Annotated in this window: 19 protein-coding genes; 1 reads left to right on the top strand and 18 read right to left on the bottom strand. The window is 73.1% G+C overall.

Going from position 1 to position 20,580, the window contains the following annotated elements:
• Window positions 1-113 precede the first annotated feature (113 nt).
• The 14 genes from ACIQBJ_RS33715 to pyrR form a co-directional block, all read right to left on the bottom strand.
• Window positions 114-2,258 (bottom strand): primosomal protein N', encoded by a 2,145-nt coding sequence (locus ACIQBJ_RS33715; RefSeq protein ID WP_400718424.1) that lies wholly within the window; start codon window positions 2,256-2,258, stop codon window positions 114-116.
• A 174-nt stretch (window positions 2,259-2,432) separates the two neighbouring features.
• Complete coding sequence (gene metK / locus ACIQBJ_RS33710) at window positions 2,433-3,644, bottom strand: methionine adenosyltransferase (protein WP_400718422.1); 1,212 nt, start codon at window positions 3,642-3,644, stop codon at window positions 2,433-2,435.
• 237 nt (window positions 3,645-3,881) lie between these two features.
• Window positions 3,882-5,108 carry a bifunctional phosphopantothenoylcysteine decarboxylase/phosphopantothenate--cysteine ligase CoaBC gene (gene coaBC / locus ACIQBJ_RS33705; RefSeq protein WP_400718420.1) on the bottom strand — a complete coding sequence of 409 codons (1,227 nt, stop codon included), beginning with the start codon at window positions 5,106-5,108 and terminating at the stop codon, window positions 3,882-3,884.
• A 144-nt stretch (window positions 5,109-5,252) separates the two neighbouring features.
• Window positions 5,253-5,519 (bottom strand): DNA-directed RNA polymerase subunit omega, encoded by a 267-nt coding sequence (gene rpoZ, locus ACIQBJ_RS33700; protein ID WP_033258145.1) that lies wholly within the window; start codon window positions 5,517-5,519, stop codon window positions 5,253-5,255.
• A gap of 93 nt (window positions 5,520-5,612) precedes the next feature.
• Entirely contained in the window at window positions 5,613-6,170 is a 558-nt protein-coding gene (gene gmk, locus ACIQBJ_RS33695; protein ID WP_014134532.1) for a guanylate kinase, read from the bottom strand.
• Window positions 6,171-6,218: 48 nt separating this feature from the next.
• On the bottom strand, window positions 6,219-6,545 hold the full coding sequence (gene mihF / locus ACIQBJ_RS33690) for an integration host factor, actinobacterial type (protein WP_030459182.1): 327 nt from the start codon (window positions 6,543-6,545) through the stop codon (window positions 6,219-6,221).
• A gap of 229 nt (window positions 6,546-6,774) precedes the next feature.
• A complete protein-coding gene (gene pyrF, locus ACIQBJ_RS33685) occupies window positions 6,775-7,614 on the bottom strand; it encodes an orotidine-5'-phosphate decarboxylase (protein WP_400718416.1) in 840 nt (279 codons plus the stop codon).
• Window positions 7,615-7,677: 63 nt separating this feature from the next.
• Window positions 7,678-8,775: a quinone-dependent dihydroorotate dehydrogenase gene (locus ACIQBJ_RS33680; RefSeq protein ID WP_400718415.1), complete on the bottom strand. Its 1,098-nt coding sequence runs from the start codon at window positions 8,773-8,775 to the stop codon at window positions 7,678-7,680.
• 87 nt (window positions 8,776-8,862) lie between these two features.
• The gene (gene carB, locus ACIQBJ_RS33675; protein WP_400718412.1) at window positions 8,863-12,171 is read right to left on the bottom strand and encodes a carbamoyl-phosphate synthase large subunit; all 3,309 of its coding nucleotides are present in this window, start codon (window positions 12,169-12,171) and stop codon (window positions 8,863-8,865) included.
• Complete coding sequence (carA, locus tag ACIQBJ_RS33670; protein ID WP_400718409.1) at window positions 12,164-13,321, bottom strand: glutamine-hydrolyzing carbamoyl-phosphate synthase small subunit; 1,158 nt, start codon at window positions 13,319-13,321, stop codon at window positions 12,164-12,166. The genes carB and carA overlap by 8 nt, the downstream gene beginning before the upstream one ends.
• Window positions 13,318-13,875 (bottom strand): hypothetical protein, encoded by a 558-nt coding sequence (locus ACIQBJ_RS33665; protein ID WP_400718407.1) that lies wholly within the window; start codon window positions 13,873-13,875, stop codon window positions 13,318-13,320. The genes carA and ACIQBJ_RS33665 overlap by 4 nt, the downstream gene beginning before the upstream one ends.
• Window positions 13,875-15,167 (bottom strand): dihydroorotase, encoded by a 1,293-nt coding sequence (locus tag ACIQBJ_RS33660; protein WP_400718404.1) that lies wholly within the window; start codon window positions 15,165-15,167, stop codon window positions 13,875-13,877. Before ACIQBJ_RS33660 ends, ACIQBJ_RS33665 begins: the two co-directional genes overlap by 1 nt.
• Complete coding sequence (locus tag ACIQBJ_RS33655) at window positions 15,164-16,144, bottom strand: aspartate carbamoyltransferase catalytic subunit (RefSeq protein ID WP_400718401.1); 981 nt, start codon at window positions 16,142-16,144, stop codon at window positions 15,164-15,166. Before ACIQBJ_RS33655 ends, ACIQBJ_RS33660 begins: the two co-directional genes overlap by 4 nt.
• Window positions 16,145-16,150: 6 nt before the next feature.
• Window positions 16,151-16,768, bottom strand: a complete 618-nt coding sequence (gene pyrR / locus ACIQBJ_RS33650; RefSeq protein WP_400718399.1) for a bifunctional pyr operon transcriptional regulator/uracil phosphoribosyltransferase PyrR — start codon at window positions 16,766-16,768, stop codon at window positions 16,151-16,153.
• A gap of 296 nt (window positions 16,769-17,064) precedes the next feature.
• Between pyrR and ACIQBJ_RS33645 the strand changes: the two genes are divergently transcribed.
• Entirely contained in the window at window positions 17,065-17,568 is a 504-nt protein-coding gene (locus tag ACIQBJ_RS33645) for a transcriptional regulator (protein ID WP_014134541.1), read from the top strand.
• A gap of 80 nt (window positions 17,569-17,648) precedes the next feature.
• On the opposite strand, the gene ACIQBJ_RS33640 is transcribed toward ACIQBJ_RS33645, so the two are convergent.
• From ACIQBJ_RS33640 to efp, 4 genes are all read right to left on the bottom strand, one after another.
• Window positions 17,649-18,518, bottom strand: a complete 870-nt coding sequence (locus ACIQBJ_RS33640) for a hypothetical protein (RefSeq protein WP_400718396.1) — start codon at window positions 18,516-18,518, stop codon at window positions 17,649-17,651.
• A 121-nt stretch (window positions 18,519-18,639) separates the two neighbouring features.
• Window positions 18,640-19,461, bottom strand: a complete 822-nt coding sequence (locus tag ACIQBJ_RS33635; protein WP_400718540.1) for a thioesterase family protein — start codon at window positions 19,459-19,461, stop codon at window positions 18,640-18,642.
• A gap of 115 nt (window positions 19,462-19,576) precedes the next feature.
• Window positions 19,577-20,014: a transcription antitermination factor NusB gene (gene nusB / locus ACIQBJ_RS33630; protein ID WP_400718393.1), complete on the bottom strand. Its 438-nt coding sequence runs from the start codon at window positions 20,012-20,014 to the stop codon at window positions 19,577-19,579.
• A gap of 2 nt (window positions 20,015-20,016) precedes the next feature.
• Window positions 20,017-20,580, bottom strand: coding sequence for an elongation factor P (gene efp / locus ACIQBJ_RS33625; RefSeq protein WP_400718391.1), 564 nt, complete (start codon window positions 20,578-20,580; stop codon window positions 20,017-20,019).

The raw sequence follows: 20,580 nt of genomic DNA, 5'->3' as shown, positions 1-20,580 counted from the left end.
GAACAGCACGCCCCGCGCCCCGCCCGAACGCCCCGCGCCCCCGGCCCGCTCCGCGCTCCCCCGACCGCCTCCGATGCCCCGATCACCTCGGATGCCCCGCGCCCCCGCCCACCTCACCCGATGTCCGTCGGATCGACCCTGATCCGCACCGTCTCCGCCCCGCGCAGCGCCAACCGAGCGATCTGCGCACTCTTCAGCGCCGCGGCCAGCGCCGCCCCCTGCCCGGGCGCGACCCGCACCAGCGCCCGCTCCCACCCTTCCCCCTGCCCGCCCCCGCCGGCAGCACCGCCCGCGCCCCCGCCACCCCCACCACCGCCACCGCCACCGCCCCCGGCAGCGGAGTGCACCGGCACCGGCCCCAGCACGTCCGCCCCGTCCGGGAGCCGCAGCAGGCCCAGCAGGTCGGCGACCGCCCGCGGCGGGCCCGTCACCGAGGCCATCCGGGAGACCGGCGGGAAGCGCAACTCCTCCCGCTCGTCCAGCTCCGCGCCCGCGTGCCCGGCCGGGTCCCAGCGCACCAGCGCCTGCACCGCCCGCGCGGAAGCCTCCGCGACCACCACCACCGTGCCGCCCTCGTCCGCGGGCCGGACCAGCGCGGCGGCGGTCAGCCAGCGCCGGACGGCCTCCTCCCCGGCCCGCAGGTCGGGCCGGTTGAGCAGCGCCCAGCCGTCCAGCAGCAGCGCCGCCGCGTAGCCGGGGCCCTCGGCGACGGGCTCGGCGCCCGGCGTCGCCAGCACCAGCGCGGGCGCGGCGGGGACCGTCGCGAGCACCGCGTCCCGCCCGGAGGTCCGCACCGGGACCCGCGGGAACGCCTTGCCGAGCTCCTCCGCGGTGCGCCGCACACCCACCACCGCGGCCCGCAGCCGGAACGACCCGCACTCGGCGCAGTGCCAGTCGTGCTCCTCGGTGCCGCACCAGGAGCACCGCAGCGCGGCGTCCGCGGCCGGCGACTCCAGCGGCCCGCGGCAGGCCCGGCAGTGCGCGGTCTCCCGGCAGCGCCCGCAGACCAGCCGGGGCGCGTAGCCCCGCCGCGGGACCTGGACCAGCACCGGCCCGCGCGCCAGCGCGTCCCGGGCGGTCTCCCAGGCCACCGTGGGCAGCCGGGCGGCCTGCGCGGCGCCGTCCCGGGCCTGGTCGTACTCGGTGACGGTGCGCACCCGGGGAGCGGTCCGCCGGACCGTCTCCCGGGGCGCGGCCAGCGGGCGGGCCCAGCCGGAACGCAGCAGCTGCGCGGCCTCGACGGTGGTGGAGACACCGCCGAGCAGCAGCCCGGCGCCCTCCTCGGCGGCCCGCAGCAGCGCCACCTCCCGGACGTGCGGGTAGGGGGCGTTCGGGTCGCTGTGGCTGCTGTCGCCGTCCGACCAGACCACCACCAGGCCGAGGTCCCGGACGGGCGCGAACACGGCGGCCCGGGTGCCGATCGCGGCGTGCACCGAGCCCCGGGCGACGGACAGCCAGCGGCGGTAGCGCTCCTGCGGCCCGGCCTCGGCGGCCAGCACCGCGTGCCGCCCGGGGCCGCCCAGCACCTCCCGCAGCGCCGCGTCGACCCGGGCCACCGCCCGCCCGTCCGGCAGCACCACCAGCGCGCCGCGCCCGGCGGCCAGCGTCGCGGCGACGGCCCGGGCGATCTCGGCCGGCCACCCGGGGCCGGGCAGCGCCGTCCACACGGCGCGCGGCGCGTGGCCGCCCGCCAGTGAGGCCAGGAACTCCGGCCCGTGCGCGTACCGTTCCCAGCTGCCGGGGGCGGGCGGTGCTGCGGGCGGCGGCAGCGGGCGCGGCGAGGGCTCGGCCTCGGCGCCCGCGTGCCGCGGCGGGACCGCCAGCTGCAGGACGTCGGCGAGGGTGCCCGCGTACCGGTCGGCGACGGCCCGGCACAGCCGCAGCAGCCGGGGCGTCAGCACCACCTCGGGCGACAGCACCCGGGCCAGCGGCGCCAGCGGGCCCGCGTAGTCGGAGTCGTCCCGCCGCTCCACGACAAAGCCGTCGTGCAGGGTGCCGCCCTCGCGCCGCCCGTGCGCGCCGACCCGGCCGCCGAACCGGACCCGGACCCGGACGCCGGGGCGGGCGTCGGCGGACATCGCCTCGGGGACGGCGTAGTCGAAGTACTGGTCCAGGCTCAGCACGCCCTTGTCGACCAACACCCGTGCCACGGGCTGCCGTTCGGCCAGCACCACCCCGCGGGCGGCCTTCGGCCGGGCCCGGCGCACCGTCTCCCGGATGAACGCCAACTGCTCCCCGGGACCGTCCGCGCTGCTCACGCCCCCAACCTAACCGACCGGACCGACAGAACGCCGAAACCGCCCACCGCCAAGCCCATCACGAAGCCCACCGCGAAGCCCATCACGAAGGCCCCCGCGAACGACGAAGCCGCCCGCCGGGGGAAACCCCTCGACGGGCGGCGATCCGTGCCTCGAAAAGCCCCGGCGAAACGCTCAGCCCGCGACAGCGGCCTTCAGCGCCTCGACCCGGTCGGTGCGCTCCCAGGTGAAGTCCGGCAGCTCACGGCCGAAGTGGCCGTACGCGGCGGTCTGCTGGTAGATCGGGCGCAGCAGGTCCAGGTCGCGGATGATCGCGGCCGGGCGCAGGTCGAAGACCTGGGTGACGGCTTCCTGGATCTTCTGGACCGGCGCGGTCTCGGTGCCGAAGGTCTCGACGAACAGGCCGACCGGCTCGGCCTTGCCGATCGCGTACGCGACCTGGACCTCGGCGCGCGTGGCCAGGCCCGCGGCGACGATGTTCTTGGCGACCCAGCGCATCGCGTACGCGGCGGAGCGGTCGACCTTGGACGGGTCCTTGCCGGAGAAGGCACCGCCACCGTGGCGGGCCATGCCCCCGTAGGTGTCGATGATGATCTTGCGGCCGGTGAGGCCGGCGTCGCCCATCGGGCCGCCGATCTCGAAGCGCCCGGTCGGGTTGACCAGCAGGCGGTAGCCCTCGGTGACCAGCTTGATGCCCTGGTCGGCGAGCGCCTTCAGCTCGGGCTCGACCACGAACTCCCGGATGTCGGGGGTCAGCAGCGAGTCCAGGTCGATGTCGCTGGCGTGCTGCGAGGAGACCACCACGGTGTCGAGGCGGACGGCGCGGTCGCCGTCGTACTCGATGGTGACCTGGGTCTTGCCGTCGGGCCGCAGGTAGGGGATGGTCCCGTTCTTGCGGACCTCGGTGAGGCGGCGGGAGAGCCGGTGCGCGAGGGTGATCGGCAGCGGCATCAGCTCGGGGGTGTCGTCGCAGGCGTAGCCGAACATCAGGCCCTGGTCGCCGGCGCCCTGACGGTCCAGCTCGTCCTCGACATCGCCCTCGACCCGGTGCTCGTGGGCGGTGTCGACGCCCTGCGCGATGTCCGGCGACTGCGAGCCGATGGACACCGACACGCCGCAGGAGGCGCCGTCGAAGCCCTTCTTGGACGAGTCGTAACCGATCTCCAGGATCTTCTCCCGGACCAGCTGGGCGATCGGGGCGTACGCCTTGGTGGTGACCTCGCCGGCGATGTGGACCAGGCCGGTGGTGATCAGGGTCTCCACGGCGACGCGGGAGGTCGGGTCGTCCTTGAGGAGGGCGTCCAGAATGGTGTCGCTGATCTGGTCAGCGATCTTGTCGGGGTGGCCCTCGGTGACGGACTCCGAGGTGAACAGGCGGCGAGACACAGCGCTCCCTGGGGTTGCAGCGGCTGCTGACTGAATGCGCTCGGAAGTCCCGAGGCATCCGGAAAGACTTGAATTCCTGCAGTGGAGTGTAACGGTCGGCTACCGATCACGGGGACTCCCCGTACCGGTCGGACGTGTCCGGGAACGGGATTCCCGGTGTCCGGCCGGATCGGGCCGCCGCCCGGCGGCCGATCGCGGCAGGCCCAACTGCCCGGGCGGCCCGACCCGTTGCCGAGGTCAGCGGCCGGTACCGGCCCCGTCGCGGGGCAGCCGGGCGACGACCTGGTCCCAGATCGCGTCGGCCAGCGCCTCCTTGGGACCGTCCGCGATGTGGACCTCGGAGCCGTCGGCGCCGAGCAGGACGGCGCTGTTGGTGTCCTGGCCGAAGGCTTTCCCGTCGCCGACCTCGTTGACCACCAGCAGGTCGCAGCCCTTGCGGACGAGCTTGGCCCGGCCGTGGGCGAGCACGTCGTCGGTCTCGGCGGCGAAGCCGACCACCAGCTGCCCGTCCCGGGCCCGGTCGGCGGAGATCTCGGCCAGCACGTCGGGGTTGCGGACCAGCGCGACCGGCGCGGGCTCGACCCCGTCCACCTTCTTGATCTTGCCGGTGGCGTACTCGGCGGGCCGGAAGTCCGCGACGGCGGCGGCCATCACCACGGCGTCGGCGTCGGCGGCGGCCTTCAGCACGGCGTCGCGCAGCTCCAGCGCGGTGCCGACCCGGACCACGTCGACGCCGGCCGGGTCGGGCAGCGCGGTGTTGGCGGCGACCAGGGTGACCCGGGCGCCGCGGGCGGCGGCGGTCGCGGCCAGCGCGTAGCCCTGCTTGCCGGAGGAGCGGTTGCCGAGGAAGCGCACCGGGTCGAGCGGTTCGCGGGTGCCGCCCGCCGACACCAGGACGTGACGGCCCGTCAGGTCGTTCTCCAGGCCGCCGCGGGCCAGCACCCGGCGGCAGGCGGCGAAGATCTCGCCGGGGTCGGGCAGCCGGCCCTTGCCGGTGTCGACGCCGGTGAGGCGGCCCACCGCGGGCTCGATCACGATCGCGCCGCGCCGCCGCAGCGTGGCGACGTTCTCCCGGGTGGCGGGGTGCTCCCACATCTCGGTGTGCATGGCGGGCGCGAAGACCACGGGGCAGCGCGCGGTCAGCAGGGTGTTGGTGAGCAGGTCGTCGGCGAGGCCGTGCGCGGCCTTGGCGAGCAGGTCGGCGGTGGCGGGGGCGACCACCACCAGGTCGGCCTGCTGCCCGATCCGCACGTGCGGGACCTCGTGCACCCGGTCCCAGGTCTCCACCGCCGCGGGCCGCCCGGACAGCGCCGCCCAGGTCGCCTCGCCGACGAAGTGCAGCGCGGCGGCGGTCGGCACCACCGTCACCTGGTGCCCGGACTCGGTGAACCGGCGCAGCAGCTCACAGGCCTTGTAGGCGGCGATCCCGCCGCTGACGCCGAGGACCACTCGGGGCGCGCTCATGACGGTCGACTCTCCTCACGACGGGGTTCGCGGCCCCACCTTACGACCCGTCGGCGCGCGCCTGCGACGTGGCGCGGGGCACACGCGCGAGGGCCCGCCCGGCACCGGAAGGTGCTGGACGGGCCCTCGAAGGAGCGCGGGGGCTCAGACGCCCTCGACCGCCTCGGCGGTGAGCAGGCCGGCGTTGATCTCGCGGAGCGCGATCGACAGCGGCTTCTCGTGCACGTGGGTGTCGACCAGCGGGCCGACGTACTCCAGCAGGCCCTCGCCCAGCTGGGAGTAGTACGCGTTGATCTGGCGGGCACGCTTGGCCGCGTAGATCACCAGGCTGTACTTGGAGTCGGTGGCCTCGAGCAGCTCGTCGATCGGCGGGTTGATGATGCCCTCGGGCGCGGTCATCGAAGAGGACACGCTGAACCTTCCGAAGTGGTTTGTCAGGACTCTCGTCCCAGGACTCGCGTCCCAGGACTCAGGTCCCGGACCGGCTGGGTGCAGCCGATCCGGTCAGGCTACACCGAGCAAGGCTAGCAGTTCGGCCGCCACCTGCTCGACGGAGGTGTTGACCAGCGTGGTGTCGAACTCCGCCTCCGCCGCCAGCTCGACCTTCGCCGCCGCCAGCCGCTCGTCGATGACGTCCTGCGACTCGGTGCCGCGGCCGGTGAGCCGGCGGACCAGCTCCTCCCAGCTCGGCGGGGCCAGGAACACCAGCTGGGCCTCGGGCATCGACTCCTTGACCTGCCGGGCGCCCTGGAGGTCGATCTCCAGCAGCACCGGCTCGCCCTTGTCCAGCTTGTCGAGCACCGCCTGCCGGGGTGTCCCGTACCGGTTCCCGGCGAACACCGCCCACTCCAGCAGCTCGCCGTTGGCGACCAGCTTGTCGAACTGCTCGTGGTCGACGAAGTGGTACTGCACGCCGTCGCGCTCGCCCGGGCGCGGGTGGCGGGTCGTCGCCGACACCGACAGCCAGACCTCGGGGAACTGCTTCCTCATATGAGCGACGACCGTGCTCTTGCCGACCCCGGAGGGGCCGGAGAGCACGGTCAGCCGCGGACGCTCACTCATGTACCGATTATCCCGGATCGCGGAGGTTCCGCCGACACCGGCCTCCGTTCAGGAGGCGGCGCCGCCGAACTCCCGCTCCAGGGAAGCGATCTGGTTCGTGCCGAGGCCGCGCACGCGGCGGCTCTCGGAGATCCCCAGGCGCTCCATGATCTGCTTCGCGCGCACCTTGCCGACACCCGGCAGGGACTCCAGCAGGGCGGAGACCTTCATCTTGCCGATGACCTCGTCGTCGGACTTGCCGGCCTTGATGACGTCGTGCAGCGAGGCGCCCGAGTGCTTCAGCCGGTTCTTGACGTCGGCGCGCTTGCGACGAGCCTCGGCGGCCTTGGCGAGCGCGGCGGTGCGCTGTTCGGGAGTAAGGGGCGGAAGAGCCACGCCGTTCACCTCAGGTGTGGATGGAAGGGATGAGCCATGACTTGGTCGTGCCCGGACGCCACAGGCTCTGACCTGCGGAGGTGACCGTGACCACCCCCAACTGGCGTCCTACCGCCGGACACTACCCAACTTGGGCGTCCACGTCAGGAAAAGAACACGAAAAGTCCTGGTCAGCAGGGGCCGACCCAGGACTTTTCGGGGCAAATCAGCCGAGTTGACGGCCCATTGATCAGGCGTTTGTGACGGCCCTCACATCGTCGACGAATGCCTGCGCGGCCTGCCGGAGCGCCGCCACCGACGGGCCGTGCTTCAGCACGTCACGGCTCACGCTGGGCACCACGTTGCGCACCTGGTCGCCGAAGACCCGCGGCAGGTCGGCCGCGGTGGCGCCCTGCGCGCCCACCCCGGGGGCCAGCAGCGGGCCGTTGATCGCCAGGTCGACGCCCGCGTCGGCGAGCGTCGCGCCGACCACCGCGCCGAACGAACCCAGCGGCGCCGCACCGGCGTTCTCGGCCGCGAGGCGGCGCAGCACGGCCTGCGCCACGCTCTCGCCGTCGGCGCCGACGGCGCGCTGCACCTCGTGGCCCTCCGGGTTGGAGGTCAGCGCCAGCGCGAACAGGCCGCAGCCGTTCGCGCGGGCCAGGTCGACGGCGGGCCGCAGCGAGCCGAAGCCCAGGTAGGGGCTGACGGTCAGGGCGTCCGAGAACAGCGGGCTGTCCGGGGCCAGGAAGGTCTCGGCGTAGGCGGCCATGGTGGAGCCGATGTCGCCGCGCTTGGCGTCCATCAGCACCAGCGCGCCGGCCGCCCGGGCCTCGGCCACCGAGCGCTCCAGCACGGCGATGCCGCGGCTGCCGAAGCGCTCGAAGAACGCCGCCTGCGGCTTCAGGACGGCGATCCGGTCGGCGAGCGCCTCGACGACCGTGCGGGAGAAGGTCTCCAGGCCGTTCAGGTCGTCGTTCAGGCCCCAGGCGGTGAGCAGCGAGCCGTGCGGGTCGATGCCGACGCAGAGCTGGCCGCGGGTGTCGAGGGCGGTGCGCAGGCGGGTGCCGAAGGGCGTGGTGTCAGTCATCGGTGTTCTCTTCCTCAACAGTCGTCTCGGCGGCGGGTCTGCGTGGCTGCGGGTGGGCGGGGCTCAGCGGACGCCTTTGCCGACCGCCTCGCCGATCGACGCGTAGCCGGCGGCGCGCAGCCGCGCGGACAGGCCCCGGTGGAGCCGGCGCATCCAGAACGGGCCCTCGTAGATGAACGCGGAGTAGCCCTGCACCAGGTCGGCGCCGGCCAGGATGCGCTGCCAGGCGTCCTCGGCGGTCTCGATGCCGCCGACCGATACCAGGGTGAGCCGGCCGTCGGTGCGCTTGCGCAGCCGCTCCAGCACCTCCAGCGAGCGGGCCTTCAGCGGGGCGCCGGAGAGGCCGCCCATGCCGATCTCCTCGATCCGGGCGGCGGGGGTGCGCAGGCCCTCGCGCCCGATGGTGGTGTTGGTGGCGATGATGCCGTCCAGGCCGAGGTGCAGCGCCATGTCGGCGATCTCGTCGATGTCCTCGTCGGCCAGGTCGGGGGCGATCTTCACCAGCAGCGGGACGTGGTGGGTCGTCACCTCGTCGGCGGCCTTGCGGACGTCCCAGAGCAGCGGGCCGAGCACCTGGACGGCCTGCAGGTTGCGCAGCCCGGGCGTGTTCGGCGAGGAGACGTTGACCACCAGGTAGTCGGCGTAGGGGGCCAGTGCCTTCGCGCTCTTCAGGTAGTCGGCCGTCGCCTCGTCCTCCGGCACGACCTTGGTCTTGCCGATGTTGACGCCGATGACGGGGGTGCTGCTGGTGTGCGGGCGGGCCGCGAGCCGGGCGGCGACCCGGGCGGAGCCCTGGTTGTTGAAGCCCATCCGGTTGATCAGGGCGCGGTCCTCGACCAGGCGGAACAGCCGGGGGGCGGGGTTGCCGGGCTGCGGCTCGCCCGTGACGGTGCCGATCTCGACGTAGTCGAAGCCGAGCATCGACAGGCCGTCGATGCCGATGCCGTTCTTGTCGAAGCCCGCGCCGAGGCCGAACGGGCCGGGCAGGTCGAGGCCGAGCGCGGTGGTGCGCAGCCGCGGGTCGCGGGGCGCGAGCACGGCCCGCACCAGCTGACGCAGGCCGGGCACCGAGTGCGCCAGCCGGACCCAGAAGAACGCCAGGTGGTGGGCCTTCTCCGGGTCCATCTTCTTGAACACCAGGTTGAACAGGAGCTTGTACATGGCGGGTCGATCCTCCGTGGGCCGGGCCGGGACATGGACGTGGGGGGCACCCGGCAACCGGACCGGCGTGCCCCCCACGGTTTCGGCCTAGTTCCGGCCGGAGTCGATCAGCGCCGCGTGCTCCTGCAGCGACATCACGCCGACCTCGCCGCGCCGCAGCTCGGCGATGCCCTGCACGGCCGCGCCCATCGCCTGCACGGTGGTCAGGCAGGGCACGCCCCGGGAGACCGCGGCGGTGCGGATCTCGTAGCCGTCGAGGCGGCCGCCGGTGCCGTACGGGGTGTTGATGATCAGGTCGACCTCGCCCTCGTGGATGAGCTGGACGATGGTCCGCTCGCCGTTCGGGCCCTCGCCGTCGGAGTGCTTGCGCACCACGGTGGCGGGGATGCCGCCGCGCTGCAGCACCTCGGCGGTGCCGGTGGTGGCGAGCAGTTCGAAGCCGAGCTCGACCAGCGCGCGGGCCGGGAAGACCAGGTTGCGCTTGTCGCGGTTGGCGACCGAGACGAACACCTTGCCGCTGGTGGGCAGGGCGCCGTACGCGCCGGCCTGGGACTTGGCGTAGGCGGTGCCGAAGACCCGGTCGATGCCCATGACCTCGCCGGTGGAGCGCATCTCGGGGCCGAGCACGGTGTCGACGCCGCGGCCGTGCACGTCGCGGAAGCGCGACCACGGCATCACGGCCTCCTTGACCGAGATCGGCGCGTCGGCGGGCAGCGTGCCGCCGTCGCCCTCGCGCGGCAGCAGGCCCTCGGCGCGCAGTTCGGCGACGGTGGCGCCGAGCGAGATCCGGGCGGCGGCCTTGGCCAGCGGCACGGCGGTGGCCTTGGAGGTGAACGGCACGGTGCGGGAGGCGCGCGGGTTGGCCTCCAGCACGTACAGGATGTCGCCGGACAGCGCGAACTGGATGTTGATCAGGCCGCGCACGCCGACGCCCTTGGCGATGCCCTCGGTGGCCTGGCGCAGCCGCTTGATGTCGTACCCGCCGAGGGTGATCGGGGGCAGCGCGCAGGCGGAGTCGCCGGAGTGGATGCCGGCCTCCTCGATGTGCTCCATGACGCCGCCGAGGTACAGCTCCTCGCCGTCGTAGAGCGCGTCGACGTCGATCTCGACGGCGTCGTCGAGGAAGCGGTCGATCAGCACGGGGTGCTCGGAGATCAGGCCGGCGTGCCGCTCCAGGTAGGAGGCGAGCGAGGGCTCGTCGTAGACGATCTCCATGCCGCGGCCGCCGAGCACGTAGGACGGGCGGGCCAGCACCGGGTAGCCGATCTCGTCGGCGATCGCCTTGGCCTCCGCGAAGGAGAACGCGGTGCCGTGCTTGGGGGCGGGCAGGCCCGCCTCCTTCAGGACCCGGCCGAACGCGCCGCGCTCCTCGGCGAGGTGGATCGCCTCCGGCGGGGTGCCGACGATCGGCACGCCGTTGTCCTTGAGCGCCTGGGCCAGGCCGAGCGGGGTCTGGCCGCCGAGCTGCACGATGACGCCGGCCAGCGGCCCGGCCTGCTGCTCGGCGTGCACGATCTCCAGCACGTCCTCCAGGGTGAGCGGCTCGAAGTACAGCCGGTCGGAGGTGTCGTAGTCGGTGGAGACGGTCTCCGGGTTGCAGTTGACCATGACGGTCTCGAACCCGGCGTCGGCGAGCGCGAAGGACGCGTGCACGCAGGAGTAGTCGAACTCGATGCCCTGGCCGATCCGGTTCGGGCCGGAGCCCAGGATGATCACGGCGGGCTTGGCGCGGGGCGCGACCTCGTTCTCCTCGTCGTAGGACGAGTAGAAGTACGGGGTCTTGGCGGCGAACTCGGCGGCGCAGGTGTCGACGGTCTTGAACACCGGGCGGATGCCGAGCGCGTGCCGGACCTCGCGGACCACGTCCGGCTTGAGGCCGCGGATCTCGCCGATCTGCTGGTCGGAGAAGCCGTGCCGCTTGGCGTGCCGCAGCAGCTCCGGGTCGAGCTTGTCGCCCTCGGCGAGCTCGACGGCGATCTCGTGGATCAGGAAGAGCTGGTCGACGAACCACGGGTCGATCTTCGTGGACCCGAAGACCTCTTCCGGGGTGGCGCCGGCCCGGATCGCCTGCATGACGGTGTTGATCCGGCCGTCGGTGGGGACCTGGGCCTTGACCAGCAGCTCGTCCTTGTCGCCGGTCTCGCCGACGAAGGTGAACTGCGAGCCCTTCTTCTCCAGCGAGCGCAGCGCCTTGTTCAGCGCCTCGGGGAAGTTGCGGCCCATCGCCATGGCCTCGCCGACCGACTTCATGGTGGTGGTCAGCGTGGCGTCGGCGGACGGGAACTTCTCGAACGCGAACCGCGGGACCTTGACCACGACGTAGTCGAGGGTCGGCTCGAAGGAGGCCGGGGTCTGCTCGGTGATGTCGTTGGGGATCTCGTCCAGCGTGTAGCCGACGGCGAGCTTCGCGGCGATCTTGGCGATCGGGAAGCCGGTGGCCTTGGAGGCCAGCGCGGAGGAGCGCGAGACGCGCGGGTTCATCTCGATGACGATGACCCGGCCGTCCTCGGGGTTGACCGCGAACTGGATGTTGCAGCCGCCGGTGTCGACGCCGACCTCGCGGATCACGGCGATGCCGATGTCGCGGAGGATCTGGTACTCGCGGTCGGTGAGGGTCATCGCCGGGGCGACGGTGATCGAGTCACCGGTGTGCACGCCCATCGGGTCGAAGTTCTCGATCGAGCAGACCACCACGACGTTGTCGTGCTTGTCGCGCATCAGCTCCAGCTCGTACTCCTTCCAGCCGAGGATGGACTCCTCCAGGAGCACCTCGGTGGTCGGCGAGAGGGCCAGGCCCTGGCCGGCGATCCGGCGCAGGTCCTCCTCGTCGTGGGCGAAGCCGGAGCCGGCGCCGCCCATGGTGAAGGACGGGCGCACGACGACGGGGTAGCCGCCCAGCGTCTCCACACCGGCGAGGACGTCGTCCATCGAGTGGCAGATCACCGAGCGGGCGGACTCGCCGTGGCCGATCTTGGCGTGGACGGCCTCGACCACGCCCTTGAACAGCTCGCGGTCCTCGCCCTTGTTGATCGCCTCGACGTCGGCGCCGATCAGCTCGACGTCGTACTTGTCCAGCGTGCCCGCCTTGTGCAGCGAGATCGCGGTGTTCAGCGCGGTCTGGCCGCCCAGGGTCGGCAGCAGCGCGTCGGGGCGCTCCTTGGCGATGATCTTCTCGACGAACTCGGGGGTGATCGGCTCGACGTAGGTGGCGTCGGCGATCTCCGGGTCGGTCATGATCGTGGCCGGGTTGGAGTTGACCAGGATCACCCGCAGGCCCTCGGCCTTGAGCACCCGGCAGGCCTGCGTACCCGAGTAGTCGAACTCCGCCGCCTGGCCGATGACGATCGGGCCGGAGCCGATGACCAGGACGGACTTGATGTCGGTGCGCTTAGGCACGCTGGCCCTCCATAAGGCTCAGGAAGCGGTCGAAGAGGTACGCGGCGTCGTGCGGGCCGGCGGCCGCTTCGGGGTGGTACTGCACGCTGAAGGCGGGGACGTCGAGCGCCTGCAGGCCCTCGACCACGTCGTCGTTGAGGCAGACGTGGGAGACCTCGACCCGCCCGAAGGGGGTGTCGCTCACCTTGTCCAGCGGCGCGTTCACGGCGAAGCCGTGGTTGTGGGCGGTCACCTCGACCTTGCCGGTGGTGCGGTCCTGCACCGGCTGGTTGATGCCGCGGTGGCCGTACTTGAGCTTGTAGGTGCCGAACCCGAGGGCCCGGCCGAGGATCTGGTTGCCGAAGCAGATGCCGAAGAACGGGGTCTTCTTCGCCAGCAGGCCGCGCAGCACCTCGACCTGGTGGTCGGCGGTGGCCGGGTCGCCGGGGCCGTTGGAGAAGAACACGCCGTCGGGCTGCACGGCGTAGATGTCCTCGACGGTGGAGTTGGCGGGCAGCACGTGCACCTCGATGCCGCGCTCGGCCATCCGGTGCGGGGTCATGCCCTTGATGCCGAGGTCGAGGGCGGCGACGGTGAACTTCTTCTCGCCGATCGCCGGGACGACGTAGGTCTCCTTGGTGGCGACCTCGGCGCACAGGTCGGCGCCCTTCATCTCCGGGGCCTGCTGCACCTTGGCGAGCAGCGCCGCCGGGTCGGCGACGGCCGGGCCGGAGAAGATGCCGACCCGCATCGCGCCGCGCTCGCGCAGGTGGCGGGTGAGCGCGCGGGTGTCGATGCCGCTGATGCCGACGACGCCCTGGCGCTCCAGCTCCTCGTCCAGCGAGCGCTTCGAGCGCCAGTTGGAGGCGACCCGGGAGGGGTCGCGGACCACGTAGCCGGACACCCAGATCTGCTGCGACTCGTCGTCCTCGTCGTTCCAGCCGGTGTTGCCGATCTGCGGGGCCGTCATCACGACCACCTGGCGGTGGTAGGACGGGTCGGTCAGGGTCTCCTGGTAGCCGGACATGCCGGTGTTGAAGACCGCCTCGCCGAAGGTCTCGCCGACCGCGCCGTAGGCCTCGCCGCGGAAGGTCCGGCCGTCCTCCAGGACGAGCACGGCGGGCACTCGCTCCCGCCTGGTGCGCTGCGTGGTGGGGGCAGGTGCGGTCATGTCGCGGCCTCTTCCGTCTTCGTCGTCTTCGTACGTGTCACCAGAGCACCGACGGCCTCGATCCAGGCCTCGTGCTCGTCCGCGGCGTCCAACCGGAAACCGCTTTCCAATCCCCGGCCGCCGAGCCGCCAGCCGACGACCAGCAGCCCGCTCGGCACCACCTTGCCGGCGATGCCGGAGTCCAGCCGGGCGCCGGCCAGGTCGGCGGCCGGCACCCACAGGTCGGCGGCGCCGGGGCGGCGGGCCAGCAGGCCCCGCTCGGTGAGGGTCAGCTCGGTCAGGCTGCGGGTGCCCAGGCCGTGCGCGACGACCCGGTCCAGCCAGTTCCCGGCGGTGGTGGTGCCGTGGTAGCGGCCGGCGGCGGCCAGCAGGGCCGCCCCGGGGTCGGCGGGGGCGGCGGCGGGGGCCGGCAGGTCCGACTGGGTGGTGCGGCGCCAGTTCCAGCCCTGCCGCATCAGCCAGTACACCAGCGCGATCAGGATCAGCAGCCCGACGGACGCGCCGATGTACCCGGGCCAGTCGGTGACCTGGCCCTTCTCGGTGGCGAGCGGCATCAGCGCGCGACCAGCTCGCCGGCCAGCACGGTCGCCTCGCCGCGCAGGAAGGTGGCGTGCACCCGGCCGGGCAGGTCCATGCCGCGGTACGGGCTGTTGCGGGAACGCGTGGCGAAGGTGTCGGGGTTCACCACTCCACGGTACGCGGGATCGAACAGCACCAGGTTCGCCGGCTCACCCACCGAGATCGGCCGGCCGTGGCCCTTGAGACGGCCGATCCGGGCCGGGCGGTGCGACATCCGGTCCGCGACGCCCTCCCAGTTCAGCAGGCCGGTGTCGACCATGGTCTGCTGGACGACCGACAGCGCGGTCTCCAGGCCGACCATGCCCATCGCGGCGACCGCCCACTCGCAGTCCTTGTCCTCCGCGGGGTGCGGGGCGTGGTCGGTGGCGACGGCGTCGATGGTGCCGTCGGCCAGCGCCCGGCGCAGCGCCTCGACGTCCTCGGCGGTGCGCAGCGGCGGGTTGACCTTGTACACCGGGTCGTAGCTGCGGACGAGTTCGTCGGTGAGCAGCAGGTGGTGCGGGGTGACCTCGGCGGTGACGTCCCAGCCCTTGCTCTTGGCCCAGCGGACGATCTCGACCGAGCCGGCGGTGGACAGGTGGCAGATGTGCACCCGGGAGCCGACGTGCGCGGCCAGCAGCACGTCCCGGGCGATGACCGACTCCTCGGCGACGGCGGGCCAGCCGCCGAGGCCGAGCTCGCCGGAGACCAGGCCCTCGTTCATCTGGGCGCCCTCGGTGAGCCGGGGCTCCTGGGCGTGCTGGGCGACGACGCCGTCGAACGCCTTCACGTACTCCAGGGCGCGGCGCATGATCACCGCGTCGTCCACGCACTTGCCGTCGTCGGAGAAGACCCGGACGCCGGCCGCGGAGTCGTGCATGGCGCCGAGCTCGGCGAGCTGCTTGCCCTCCAGGCCGACGGTGACGGCGCCGACCGGCTGCACGTCGCAGTAGCCGTACTCCTGGCCGAGCCGCCAGACCTGCTCGACCACGCCGGCGGTGTCGGCGACCGGGAAGGTGTTGGCCATCGCGTGCACGGCGGTGAACCCGCCCATCGCGGCGGACCGGGTGCCGGTCAGCACGGTCTCGGCGTCCTCGCGGCCGGGCTCGCGCAGGTGGGTGTGCAGGTCGACCAGGCCGGGCAGGGCGACCAGGCCGGAGGCGTCGATGTCGATGTCGGCCTCGGCGTCCAGGCCGGTGCCGATCGCGGCGAAGACGCCGTCGACGATGTGGATGTCCTGGGGGGCGCCGCCGAGGATCTGGGCGTTGCGGATCAGGTAGGTGGTCACTGGGCGGCCTCCGGGAGTTCGGTGGTGCGGGGGGCGTCGGCGAGGGTGGCGCCGCCGAGCAGCAGGTAGAGGACGGCCATCCGGACCGAGACGCCGTTGGCGACCTGCTCGACCACGGTGCAGCGCGGCGAGTCGGCGACCTCGGCGGTGATCTCCATGCCGCGGACCATCGGGCCGGGGTGCATCACGATCGCGTGCTCGGGCAGCCGGGCCAGCCGGGCGCCGTCCAGGCCGTAGCGGCGGGCGTACTCGCGCTCGGTGGGGAAGAAGGCGGCGTTCATCCGCTCGCGCTGGACCCGGAGCATCATCACGGCGTCGACCTTGGGCAGCACGGCGTCGAGGTCGTAGGAGACCTCGCACGGCCAGGTGTCGATGCCGATCGGGAGCAGGGTCGGCGGGGCGACGAAGGTGACCTCCGCGCCGAGCGTGGTGAGCAGGTGCACGTTGGAGCGGGCGACCCGGCTGTGCAGGATGTCGCCGACGATGGCGACCCGGCGGCCGGCCAGGTCGCGGCCGAGGCCGGGGTTGAGGTGGCGGCGCATGGTGAACGCGTCGAGCAGCGCCTGGGTGGGGTGCTCGTGGGTGCCGTCGCCGGCGTTGATCACCGAGCCGTGCAGCCAGTCCGAGCCGGCCAGCCGGGCGGGCGCGCCGGAGGCGTGGTGCCGGATGACGACGGCGTCGGCGCCCATCGCCTGCAGGGTGAGCGCGGTGTCCTTCAGGCTCTCGCCCTTGGAGACCGAGGAGCCCTTGGCGGAGAAGTTGATGACGTCCGCGGACAGCCGCTTCTCGGCGACCTCGAAGGAGGTCTTGGTGCGGGTGGAGTCCTCGAAGAACAGGTTGACGACGGTGCGGCCGCGCAGCGTGGGCAGCTTCTTGACGGCCCGTCCGGAGAGCTGGGCGAGCTCCTCGGCGGTGTCCAGGATCAGCAGCGCGTCGTCGCGGCTGAGGTCGGCGGCGGAGACGAGGTGGCGCTTCACGCGGGTTTACTCCGGGAGCTGGGGGTCGGCGTCGGCGGCGAGCGCCTGGGAGGAGCGGGCGGCGTAGTCGCGGTCGCCGAGCAGGACGGCGTCCCGGCCGTCGGTCTCGGAGAGCTGGACCTGCACGGCCTCGCGCAGCGAGGTGGGCAGGTTCTTGCCCACGTAGTCGGCGCGGATCGGGAGTTCGCGGTGCCCGCGGTCGACCATCACGGCGAGCTGCACGGCGCGCGGGCGGCCGATGTCGCTCAGCGCGTCGAGCGCGGCCCGGATGGTGCGGCCGGAGAACAGCACGTCGTCGACCAGGATCACCAGCCGGCCGTCGATGCCCTCGGCGGGGATCTCGGTGTGCTCCAGGGCCCGGGCGGGCTTCAGCCGCAGGTCGTCCCGGTACATGGTGATGTCCAGCGTCCCGAACGGGATCTCCCGGCCGGTGATCTGTTCGAGCTTGGCCCGCAGCCGCCGGGCGAGGTGCACGCCGCGGGTGTGGATGCCGAGCAGGACGACGTCCTCCGCGCCCCTGGCGCGTTCCACGATCTCGTGGGCGATCCGGGTGACGACCCGGGCGACGTCGGTGGCGTCCAGCACCTGGTGCGGGGCGCGCGGAGCAGAACTGGGTGTGGTCATGCCGAAGCGGACCTCCTTCCCCGCCTCACGGGACGGGTCTTAAAGGATGTCGGGAAAGGCGTCCGGCCGCAGCCGGAGCCTCGCCCATGGTAGCAGCGCGCCGATCCCCCCTGGTCGTGGCCCGGTCGCCGCCCCGTCGCCACCCGGCCGCAGCCCGTTCGCACGAGTGCCCCATTCGGCTTGACGCGCCGACCTCACTCTACGTAACCTCACAGTGAGTTACGAAGGTGCTTCACAAGGGCCCTTGCGTCACTCCCATTCCAGCGCACGCGAAGCAATCTCGTCCGGGGAGATCCATGTCCAGCGACTACGCGAAGCAGCTCGGGGCCAAGCTCCGGGCGATCCGCACTCAGCAGGGTCTCTCCCTGCACGGCGTCGAGGAGAAGTCCCAGGGTCGCTGGAAGGCCGTCGTGGTCGGCTCCTACGAGCGCGGCGACCGCGCGGTGACGGTGCAGCGCCTCGCCGAGCTGGCCGAGTTCTACGGCGTCCCGGTGCAGGAGCTGCTGCCCGGCGGCACCCCGGGCGGCGCCGCCGAGCCCCCGCCGCGCCTGGTGCTGGACCTGGAGCGCCTGACCCAGGTCCCGTCCGAGAAGGCCGGCCCGCTGCAGCGCTACGCCGCGACCATCCAGTCGCAGCGCGGCGACTACAACGGCAAGGTGCTCTCGATCCGCCAGGACGACCTGCGCACCCTGGCCGTGATCTACGACCAGTCCCCCTCGATCCTCACCGAGCAGCTGATCAGCTGGGGCGTGCTGAACCCGGACGCGCGCCGCGCCGTCCGCGAGGAGGACGCGGGCTGACCCCCGACTGAAGAAACGTCACGGCGGGGCGGGCCACCGGGTTTCCGGCGGCCCGCCCCGCCGTCGCGTCCGGACCGCGCTCAGACCACGGTGCCCAGGCTGAAGCCCGGGCGGGCGGCCACCCCGTCCACCGCCAGCGCGGCCGGCGTCCAGTCGTACCCCGTGCTGCGCCAGGCCCAGGCCACCTGCCGGTACTCGCCGCACAGCGCGCCCGAGCCCTGGGTGCCGTGCAGCACGGCGGCGCCCGGCAGTTCGCAGTACAGGCCCGCGCAGAGCACCGCGGTCACCAGGTCCAGGTCCTCGTCGTGGATGCGCACCGCGCCGTCCTCCCAGTGCAGCACCCGGGCCTGCGCCTCCAGCGGGCCGCCCGGCGCGTCCACCGCGATCCGGAACTCGTACGCGCCGCAGCCCGCGCCCACCAGCACCCGCCGGAACACCTCCGACGCCTGCTGGTACGTCCAGCGCACCCGCGGGTCGGCGGCCCGGTCCGCGTCCCGCGGGCCGGCCGCGCCGCACAGCGCGCCGTCCATCAGCAGGTCGGCGTAGCGCAGCGCGAGGCCGCCCTCGCGGGCCCGGTCCAGCCGCGGCAGGAAGTCCGCCAGGTCCTCGCCCCGGTACGTCACCAGCTGGGTGCGCAGCGGCGGGTTGACCAGGTAGCCGTCCCGGGCCGCCGGCTCGCGCGGGTCGAGGCCGTGCAGCAGGCAGTGGTCGGCGAAGTCCTCCGGGTGGAACCGCCGGGCCCGGACCGCCCCGTACCCCTCGACGGCCTCCGCCAGCAGCTCGCCCGCCTCCCGCAGGTAGGTGGCGTAGTCCGGCGCGTCGGAGACCCGCCACTCCCGCGCCCACTCGAAGTCCGCCTCGCTGGTCAGGATGCCCGTCACGAACGCCTCCTCGCCGCGGTACGGGATCTCGGTGCGGCAACGGCGCGGCCGGCGGCTGTTCCTGGACATCGGTGGCTCCCCGGGGGTCTCTCGGTCCTGCGAGTGCTGCCCCACTCCTCCCCGCCCACACCGGCCCCACACGCACGGTCTGTCACAACTCTGCAACCGACCGTGATCCGGGCGCGCCGGATCAGCGCGGGGTCTTGGCCAGTTGGCGGGACTGGGCGACCAGGCGGCCGTCGGCGTCCCAGATCTCGCAGTCCTCCTCGAAGTAGCCGCCGGCCAGGTTGCGGGTGGCGTGCGAGAGCCGGAGCCAGCCGTCGGCGGGGAGGGCGCGGAGGTGGACGGTGAGGTCGATGGTCGGGGCCCAGCCGGGGCGGCCGAGGTCGAAGGTGACGGGGGGCAGGGCGTCGGCGGCCAGCAGCAGGGAGAGCGGGTCGGCGGGGCGGCCGTCGGCGAGCCGGAACCAGCCCTGGATGCGGCCCTCCTTGGAGGGCTGCCCGAGCGCCCAGCCGACCGTGGCCGGGTCCAGCCGGAGGTCCAACCGCCGGAGCAGGGCGGCCTGTTCGATGAATTCCTTCGGCGCGTGCTCGACGCCGACGCACTGCTCGGGCGCGGGCAGCGCGGGCGGCAGCGCGGTGGTGGCGACCTCGCCGTCGAGGGCGGCCAGGTCGGTGAAGGAGGCGGTGATCCGGAGCCGCTCCTCGCCGCCCTGGGAGAGCACCGCGCTGCCGGTGGCCAGGGTGCGGCCGCGCCGGGCGATCTCGGTGCGGACGGTGGCGGGCCCGGGCCGGGAGGCGGAGACGAAGGTGCCGCCGACGGTCAGCGGGTGCGGGTGGCCGGGCCCGGCCTCCCGGGCGAGGGCGTGCGCGGCGAAGGCGAGCAGCAGGCCGCCGTTGACGCCGCCGCCGATCTGCCAGCCCGCGCCGAGTTCGCCGTCGTAGCGGCCGGGCTCCTCGGGGTGCGGGGTCAGGGCGATGCCCCGGTCGAACTCGCTGGTGGTCTCCGGCATGGCGTGGCCGCCCTTCTGCGCAGCAGGCACGAACAGACATTACTTGCTGGTAGCTTACGCGCGAAGGCCGCCGGACCAACAGGTCCGGCGGCCTTCGGGGCGGTGCGGGCGGGGCTCAGCGCCGAATGCTCGGCTTGAGCTCCATGAAGCGGGCGAGCAGGCCGTTGACGAAGGCCGGCGACTCGTCGGTGGAGAACTCCTTGGCGATCTCCACCGCCTCGTCCAGGACCACCGCGTCGGGCGTGCCGTCCTCCCAGATCAGCTCGTACGCGCCGAGCCGGAGCACGTTGCGGTCCGCGATCGGCATCCGGTCGATCGTCCAGCCCACCGCGTAGGTGGCGATCAGGTCGTCGATGGTGCGCGCGTGCTGGCTGTAGCCCTCCACCAGCTGCATCGTGTACTCCGCGACCTGCGGAATGCCCTCGTCCGGCCGGGGGTCGCGCGCCCGCGCGATCCAGTCGGCGAGCACCCGCTCGGGGGACACACCGCGGTGGTCCGCCTCGAACAGGATCTGGAAGGCCCGGGTGCGGGCCTTGCTACGAGCAGCGGCCACGGTTACTTGACCCGGCCGAGGTAGCTGCCGTCGCGGGTGTCGACCTTGACCTTCTCGCCGGTGGTGACGAACAGCGGCACCTGGATCTCGGCACCGGTCTCCAGGGTGGCGGGCTTGGTGCCACCGGTGGAGCGGTCGCCCTGGACGCCCGGCTCGGTCTCGGCGATGACCAGCTCGACCGCGGCGGGGAGCTCGACGTACAGCGGGACGCCCTCGTTCTGCGCGACCAGGGCCTCGAAGCCCTCCAGCAGGTAGTTGGCGGCGTCGCCGACGGTCTTGGAGTCGACCGGGACCTGGTCGTAGGTGTCCATGTCCATGAAGATGAACGCGTCGCCGTCGCGGTACGAGTACTGCATGGTCCGCTTGTCGACGTTGGCGGTCTCGACCTTGATGCCCGCGTTGAAGGTCTTCTCGACGACCTTGCCGGAGAGGACCTCCTTCAGCTTGGTGCGCACGAAGGCCGGGCCCTTGCCGGGCTTGACGTGCTGGAACTCGACGACGGTCCAGAGCTTGCCGCCGTCCAGCTTGAGGACCATGCCGTTCTTGAGATCGTTCGTGGTAGCCAC

Source organism: Kitasatospora sp. NPDC088391 (genome assembly GCF_044753345.1).
In the GTDB taxonomy this organism is placed as follows: Bacteria; Actinomycetota; Actinomycetes; order Streptomycetales; family Streptomycetaceae; genus Kitasatospora.
This window is presented reverse-complemented; position numbering and strand designations above follow the sequence as displayed.

Coding starts and splice junctions, on each gene's coding strand:
- coaBC (WP_400718420.1), bottom strand. CDS start 5,108: ATGAGCGCGCCCCGAGTGGTCCTCGGCGTCAGCGGCGGGATCGCCGCC.
- gmk (WP_014134532.1), bottom strand. CDS start 6,170: ATGAGTGAGCGTCCGCGGCTGACCGTGCTCTCCGGCCCCTCCGGGGTC.
- pyrF (WP_400718416.1), bottom strand. CDS start 7,614: ATGACTGACACCACGCCCTTCGGCACCCGCCTGCGCACCGCCCTCGAC.
- ACIQBJ_RS33680 (WP_400718415.1), bottom strand. CDS start 8,775: ATGTACAAGCTCCTGTTCAACCTGGTGTTCAAGAAGATGGACCCGGAG.
- carA (WP_400718409.1), bottom strand. CDS start 13,321: ATGACCGCACCTGCCCCCACCACGCAGCGCACCAGGCGGGAGCGAGTG.
- ACIQBJ_RS33665 (WP_400718407.1), bottom strand. CDS start 13,875: ATGCCGCTCGCCACCGAGAAGGGCCAGGTCACCGACTGGCCCGGGTAC.
- pyrR (WP_400718399.1), bottom strand. CDS start 16,768: ATGACCACACCCAGTTCTGCTCCGCGCGCCCCGCACCAGGTGCTGGAC.
- ACIQBJ_RS33645 (WP_014134541.1), top strand. CDS start 17,065: ATGTCCAGCGACTACGCGAAGCAGCTCGGGGCCAAGCTCCGGGCGATC.
- ACIQBJ_RS33640 (WP_400718396.1), bottom strand. CDS start 18,518: ATGTCCAGGAACAGCCGCCGGCCGCGCCGTTGCCGCACCGAGATCCCG.
- ACIQBJ_RS33635 (WP_400718540.1), bottom strand. CDS start 19,461: ATGCCGGAGACCACCAGCGAGTTCGACCGGGGCATCGCCCTGACCCCG.